This window comes from Azospirillum sp. UFLA03-27 (assembly GCF_059803775.1).
This window is the reverse complement of record NZ_JAUQTX010000054.1, coordinates 24234-31025: the sequence shown is the minus strand read 5'-3', so window position 1 is coordinate 31025 and position 6792 is coordinate 24234. Positions and strand designations below refer to the sequence as shown.

Here is a 6792-nt window from a genome sequence, read left to right as displayed (position 1 = left end):
GATCTACACTCGCGTATAATCGTCGGCAGCGTCAGATGTGTATAAGAGACAGGGGGCGGTGATGCTCGGCGCGGCGCTGTCGGCGCTCTTGGCGGTTCCGGCCGCGTCGAAGCTGATCGGCTTCAACGCGGGTTCGCTTCCCATGCTGGATTTGGCAGTGGCCGGAGACGCCTCGCCCTCCGCCGAGGACGCGCCGGCGGTCTTATCGGCGGCTTCGCCTTTCGCGTCCTCCTTGGCCCCGTCCTCCTTGGCCCCGTCCTCCTTGGCGCCTTCCTCTTTGGCGCCGTCCTTCTCGCCGCCCTCTTCCTTGCCGGCCTCCTTGCCCTCGGCCGGGGCTTCGGCGACCTGCTCGGCGGATTTCTCCCCGCCGCCCTTGTCGCCGTCTCCTTTGGCGCCGTCCTTGGCCGCCTCTCCCGCGGGCGGCGGGTTGGCGAGATCGGCCAACGCCTTGTTCTCGGGGGAAACAGGAACTTCGCTGCCCTGGGCGTTCTGCTGCACCGTCTCCGCCGCTTGGCGGGCGGCGGCGAGCGCCGATCCGGGGGCACGCCCGTCCGCCAGTGCCTGCCCGAGCGCGGCGTTGAAGGCGGCGCCGGACCCGCCCAGCGCCTGCACCGCCTGCTGGACGTTCTGCCCGCTGGCGAGCGCCGCGATCAGCCCGTCGCTCTTGACGCCCTTCGCGGTTTCGGCGGACAGGGCCAGAGCGGTGGACACGGTCTGCTGCGCCGATCCCAGCGCGCCGGACATTTCCTGACCGCTGGACAGGGCCCGCCCCAGCGCCTCGCCGAAGCCGCCGGCCGCCGCGCCGTCGAGCCCGGCGGCGGCGGCGAAGGTCTTGACGGTGGCCGCCACATTCTGGCCGGACGACAGCGAGGCGACCAGCGCGTCCGCCGGCTTCGCCGGAACGGCGGCGGCCTCCTGCCGGGCCGCCATGTCCGTCTGCGCCCGGGTCGAGGCGCCGAGCGCCGCGTCGGGTTGCGCGCCCTGCGCCAGCGCGTCGTTCAGGACGCTGGTGAAGGCGGGGTTGCCAGCCAGCGCGCCGCTTGCGCCATCCGTCTTTCCGGCAGCGAGGGCGCCGAGCAGGCGCGCGCCGTCGGTCTGTTCGACCGCGACGGAATTGGTCTGAACCGTGCCGGCGGCGTTCAACGCTTGGGCCTCGGCAATGGCACCGGCGGCGTCGGCGCCGCTGGACAGGGCATGTTCCAGCGCTTCGGCGAAGTGACTGCCCGGAGCGGGGCCGAGCGCCGTCACCGCGTCCTGCACCCCCACGCCGGAGGCGAGCGCCGCGGCGAGCTTGTCGGACGGCGAAACGGGAACGGCGTCCGGCATCGCCGGGGCGGTGGGGGAAGCGGTCAGAGCCTGCGACAGGGCGGCGATCGGGTCGGTGGCGCCCGCGGGGCGGGCCGCCGGGTCCATCACCCCGCTGAACAGCGCCGCGGACAGGTCGGACGCCGTCTTGGGATCGTTCGCGCCGCCCGACCCGATTCCTTGTCCCTGGGCCAGGGCGACGGCCAGGCGTTGCTCCCCGGTCAGCGCTGCGGTTTCCTGGGCGGCTTCCGCCATGCGCGCCGCCGTGCCGGCGGCGATCCGGCTCGCTTGCGCAATGGCGTCGTCGGGCGCGGCGCTGGCGCCGACCCCCGCCGCGACGTCGCGCATCCAGCCGTCAGCCACGCTGCCCGCGGCACCTTCCGGCAAACCCTGTCCGGTCAGCGCCGCCGCCAGCTTCTCCTGCACGGCCTTCAGCGCGCCGGGATCGCCGCCCAGCAGCACCGCCGCCGCTTCGGACGCCAGGGCATCGGGGATGGTCAGGAGCGGGGCGGTGGCGTCCAGGGTGTCCGGCATAGTGGCCCTCTCGCCATCGCGGCGGTCGCGTATCGGGAAGGCCAATAACAAAGTGATTTGTTAAAGAAATTCTGAACGCTGCCGGTCTTTTGGCCGATCGGAAGTTAATTTTGCTTGGATCGGTGGTCATACAACAACGAAATCCCCGCAGGGCGGGGATGGTTACTGCATGAATTTTGGCTCATGCAGAAGCAAATTGTCGATTATTGATACATTTGAGACATCGGTTGTGAAAGAGGCGAAAGTGCCTTTCTGAAAAGTGGTGTTCAGGAACAGCGCCGCCTCTGTCGATCCACCTGGGGATGCAGAGGCGGCGCCGTCGGTACGGATCGTGTCAGGACGCCGTCCGGATGGTGCCGACGCGTCCCCCGGCCAGGAAGTCCTCCGCGGCCCGCCCGCCGACGCGGACTCCGCTGTCCTTCTCGAACAGGGAGAAGTCCTTCAGCAGGCAGTCGATGCCGACCGCCTCGCCGACGCGCAGCTCGCTGTAGCCGGGGACGGACACCATCACTTCGTCGGTCAGGCCGCCGTCGTCGTCGTGGGCGGTGTGGACTCCGGACAGCTTCACCGAAATCAGCGATTCCGCCCCCACATGCTCGACCAGGGTGACGGTGCCCGACAGGCTCTTGCCCTGACCCGGCGGCACGACGGCGAGCGCGCCGGGGCGCAGGCCCAGCCAGACCTTCATGCGGCTGCTGCCGCCCGGCCGCTCGGCCTTGTCGGGCAGCGGCAGGACGCTGGCGCCGATGCGCACGGTCATGCCCTCGACCTCGGCGTCGATCAGGTTCATCGGCGGCGTGCCGATGAAGCGGGCGACGTAGGTGTTGGCCGGCTTCTCGTAGATCTCGCGCGGCGTGCCGTACTGCTGGAGATGCCCGTCGCGCATCAGCGCGATGCGGGTGCCCATGGTCATCGCCTCGATCTGGTCGTGGGTGACGTAGACGAAGTTGCCGCCGACCCGCTGGTGGAGCTGGGTGATCTCCGCCCGCATGGCGGTGCGCAGCTTGGCGTCGAGGTTCGACAGCGGCTCGTCCATCAGGAAGGCCGACGGCTCGCGCACCATGGCGCGGCCGAGCGCCACGCGCTGGCGCTGGCCGCCCGACAGGGTGCGCGGGTGGCGGTCCAGCACCTTGGTCAGGGCCAGCGTGTCGGCGGTGCGCTCCACGAGGTCGCGCACCTCCGGCGAGTTCTCGATGCGGCGCTTGAAATAGTCGCCGATGAAGGGGATGTGGAACCACCAGCGGAACTGCCGCATGATCAGCGGGAAGGCGATGTTCCGGCGCACCGTCATGTGCGGGTAGAGCGCGTAGGACTGGAAGACGAAGGCCATGTCGCGGTCGCTGGGCGGCAGCTCGTCCACCCGCTTGCCGCCGAGATGGATCTCGCCACTGCTCACCGTCTCAAGCCCCGCGATCATGCGCAGGATGGTGGACTTGCCGCAGCCCGACGGGCCGAGCAGCACCAGGAATTCGTCGTCGCCGGCCTCCAGGCTCACGTTGTCGATCACGGTCAGGGAACCGAAGGACTTCGTGACGTTCTGCAGTTTGATAGCCATGGGCTTTTCCCTTTTATCTCTCGGGCGTGTCGTTGCAAGGGGGGCGGGATCGGCCCACGGTCAGCCCTTGACGCCGCCGGTCGTCATGCCGGCGACCACGTAGCGTTGGACGAACAGGTAGAAGACGACCGCCGGCAGCGTGTAGATGAAGCCGACCGCCATGACCGTGTGCACCGGCGTGCTCAGCTCGCCCACGAAGCTGGCGAGGCCGACCGAGGCGGTGCGCAGGGAGTCGTCGCTGATGAAGGTCTGGGCGAAGACATACTCGTTCCAGCCGTGGAAGAAGGCGATCACCGCCGCCGCCGCCAGCGTCGGCGCGATCAGCGGAACCACCACCGCCAGCACGATGCCGAGGCGGGAGCAGCCGTCGACCCGAGCCGCCTCCTCGATCTCCGACGGCACGCCGTCGATGGCGCCCTTCAGGATCCAGGTCACCACCGGCACCGTGAAGGCCGTGTTGGCGAGGATCAGGCCGAGCAGCGTGTTGAGCAGCGACAGCTTGGTGAAGATGTCGTAGAGCGGCACCACCAGCATCGCTTCCGGCAGCATCTGCGTCATGAACAGCGCGAAGCCCAGCAGCAGCTTGCCGTTGAAGGTCAGCCGCGACAGCGCGTAGGCCGGCAGCACCGACAGCAGGATGCTCAGCACCGTCGTGCCGACCGCGACGATCAGGCTGTTGACCAGCCATTGGCGCAGCGAGGTCTCGGTGAAGGCGGCGGCGTAGGTGCCGATCTGCGACAGCGTCGGCAGCAGGTTCGGCGTGTCGTCGAACAGCCGCTCCGACGAGGTGAGCGAGGTCACCAGCATCCAGTAGAGCGGGAAGGCCGCCACCCCGAGGAGGACCAGGACGGCGAGCGTGCGGGCTGTGGAATTGTGCTTCATGGGGATCACCGTTTCCCGGCGGCCTTTTCCGCCCGCGTCGACAGCCAGAAATAGACCAGCGTCACCAGGATCGCGACGACCAGCCCGATGATGCCGACCGCCGCCGCCCGGCCGAGGTCGAGATAGACGAAGGCGCGGCGGTAGAGGTCGATGACCAGCGTGTTGGTCTCGCCCAGCGGGCCGCCCTGGGTCATCAGCCAGATCACGTCGAAGCGGCGCAGCGACCACACCGTGATGAGCAGAGTGAGGAGCGCCACCGACGGGCGGATGGTCGGCCAGGTGACGGCGCGGAAGATGCTGAGCCGGTCGGCCCCGTCGATCACCGCCGCCTCGCGCAGCTCCGACGGCACGCCCTGGAGGGCGGCCAGGATGACCACGGAGGAGAAGGGGAAGATCTGCCAGATCGTGGTGATGAGGATGGCCGGCAGGGCGAAGGACGGCTCGTCCAGCCAGTTCACCCCGCCCTCGGCGAGGCCCAGGAATTGGGCGAGGTGGCTGAACAGGCCGTACTGCGCGTTGAACATCCACACGAAGATCAGCGCTGCGGCGACCGGCGGAGCGGCCCAGGGAATGGTGACCAGCGCGCGGGCGATGCCGCGCCCCCGGAAGGTGCCGTCGAGCAGCAGCGCCGCCAGCAGGCCGAGCCCGATGGAGGCGACCACGCAGACCAGCGTGTAGACCGCGGTGACGCGCAGGACCTGATGGAACTCCGGGTCGAAGACGAGCTCGCGGTAGTTGTCCAGCCCGACGTAGGTCTGCTGGCCGGGCGAGAGCAGCGAGGTGGAGGTGACGCTGAGCAGGAATTCCTGCACCAGCGGGTAACCCTGGAAGACCAGGAGATAGAGCGCCACCGGGGCGACGAAGAGTGCGGGAACCCAGCGGCCATGGTCGATCGGCGCGCGCCGCGCGGCGGCCCTGGGCTGGCTCACGGTCCTGCTCATCATGATGCGGTATCCGGAGTTGGGACCAAGACGATCGCATTCGTTATCCCCTCTCCCCTCTGGGGAGAGGGTTAGGGTGAGGGGGTTGCGCTTTTGCCGGACGTACGGTCATGCACAACCCCCTCACCGGCCCTTCGGGCCACCCTCTCCCCAGAGGGGAGAGGGCTAAGGATGGACGAAGGCAATCGCCCTGGAGTTGTGCGGGCGTTACTTCTGGGCGAGCACGCGGGCGGTGATCAGGCGTTGCGCCTCGTCCATGGCGGTCTGCGGGGCGACGCCGCCCTGGAGCACCTTGAGGAGCTGCTGGACGATGATCTGCTGGATCTCCGGCGCCTTGGTCTCAAGCCCCTGCGGCAGGGCCGGCACGCTGTTCGGGGTCTGCGCGTCGTAGACCTTCAGCCAGGGCATGGCCTGAAGCTCCTCCGGCGTGCGCTCCACCGTCGTCGCGACGTTGGCGGCGCCGAGCAGGGTCTGGAGTTCCTGCTGCTGCTGGGGCTGGAGCGCCCATTGCAGGAACGTGCCGGCGGCGTCCTTCACCTTGGTGTTGGCGTTGATGGTCACCGGAGCCAGGATCATGCCCTGCTCCTTGTGCGGGAAGGGCGACGGGGCGGCGGCGATGGGGTGCGCCTTGCCCTGCGAGGTCAGGATGGTGGCGACGCCGCCGTTGTCGATCTCCATGGCGACCTTGCCTTCCCAGAACATCCGCCGGTAGGTGGCGGCGTCGGTGCCCTTGGGGATCATGCCGGCGTCATAGACGGTCTTGTAGGCGGCGACACCCGCCACGACCTCCGGGCTGTTGAAGGTCGGCGTGCCGTCCGGCTTGGACCAGCGCCCGCCGAAGCCGTAGACGAAGTTGGTCAGGTCGTACCAGACGCCGCCGCGCTCGGCCATCGTGGCGCGGAAGGCGAAGCCGTAGTTGCCGTCCTTCGTCGCCTCCTTGCCGAGCTTCACGAACTCCTCGAAGGTCTTGGGCGGCGTGCCGTTGGGCAGCAGCGCGGCGTTGTAGACCATCGCGTAGTTGGCGGTGTCGAAGGCGAAGCCGTAGCGCTTGCCCTCGACCTTCATGTACTGGTCGGCGGCGGTGAAGGGATAGGCGCCGTCCTTCACGATGTCGTCGATCGGCAGGACCGACTTGGCGGCCACCGCGGCGTAGAACTCCGGCAGGTCGAAGCGGATCACGTCGGGGCCGCCGTTGCCGCCCATCTGCGTGAAGATGGTGGTGGCGAAGGAGGAGAAGGGGATGGTGACCGGCTTCACCTCGATGTTGGGCTGCGACTGGTTGAACTTTTCCACCCAGGCCTTCAGCCGGTCGCCGCGGCCGACCTCGGCGAAGTGGGACGCAGCGAAGGTCACCACCGTCTTGCCCGAAGCCGATTTATCAGACGACTGGGCCAGGGCGACCGAGGCGGTGCCCAGCGCCAAAGCGGCGGCCAGCCCGCCGGCCAGAATGGGGGTGATGCCCGTGATTGCGCTCAGAAACGGCTTCATGCTGCGTCCTCCTCCTGAATTTGTTGGTTTGCTGTCTTTTTTGGTTGGTTTAGCCCACAATCCCGGAACCATACCAGAGTATGCGGG

The 6792-nt window shown here is 68.6% G+C and carries 5 protein-coding genes; all 5 read right to left on the bottom strand.

What is annotated here, in order from left to right:
- Positions 1 to 3: 3 nt before the first annotated feature.
- Positions 4 to 1839 carry a hypothetical protein gene (locus Q4I23_RS10985; RefSeq protein ID WP_498526261.1) on the bottom strand — a complete coding sequence of 612 codons (1836 nt, stop codon included), beginning with the start codon at positions 1837 to 1839 and terminating at the stop codon, positions 4 to 6.
- 334 nt (positions 1840 to 2173) lie between these two features.
- On the bottom strand, positions 2174 to 3394 hold the full coding sequence (locus Q4I23_RS10980; RefSeq protein ID WP_498526260.1) for an ABC transporter ATP-binding protein: 1221 nt from the start codon (positions 3392 to 3394) through the stop codon (positions 2174 to 2176).
- Positions 3395 to 3454: 60 nt separating this feature from the next.
- A complete protein-coding gene (locus Q4I23_RS10975; RefSeq protein ID WP_498526259.1) occupies positions 3455 to 4276 on the bottom strand; it encodes a carbohydrate ABC transporter permease in 822 nt (273 codons plus the stop codon).
- A gap of 5 nt (positions 4277 to 4281) precedes the next feature.
- Positions 4282 to 5220 carry a carbohydrate ABC transporter permease gene (locus Q4I23_RS10970; RefSeq protein WP_454017380.1) on the bottom strand — a complete coding sequence of 313 codons (939 nt, stop codon included), beginning with the start codon at positions 5218 to 5220 and terminating at the stop codon, positions 4282 to 4284.
- A 204-nt stretch (positions 5221 to 5424) separates the two neighbouring features.
- On the bottom strand, positions 5425 to 6705 hold the full coding sequence (locus Q4I23_RS10965) for an ABC transporter substrate-binding protein (protein ID WP_498526258.1): 1281 nt from the start codon (positions 6703 to 6705) through the stop codon (positions 5425 to 5427).
- Positions 6706 to 6792 lie beyond the last annotated feature (87 nt).

Excerpts from the sequence above, each read along its gene's own strand:
- Q4I23_RS10985 (WP_498526261.1), bottom strand. The coding sequence starts at position 1,839 with ATGCCGGACACCCTGGACGCCACCGCCCCGCTCCTGACCATCCCCGAT.
- Q4I23_RS10980 (WP_498526260.1), bottom strand. The coding sequence starts at position 3,394 with ATGGCTATCAAACTGCAGAACGTCACGAAGTCCTTCGGTTCCCTGACC.
- Q4I23_RS10975 (WP_498526259.1), bottom strand. The coding sequence starts at position 4,276 with ATGAAGCACAATTCCACAGCCCGCACGCTCGCCGTCCTGGTCCTCCTC.
- Q4I23_RS10970 (WP_454017380.1), bottom strand. The coding sequence starts at position 5,220 with ATGATGAGCAGGACCGTGAGCCAGCCCAGGGCCGCCGCGCGGCGCGCG.
- Q4I23_RS10965 (WP_498526258.1), bottom strand. The coding sequence starts at position 6,705 with ATGAAGCCGTTTCTGAGCGCAATCACGGGCATCACCCCCATTCTGGCC.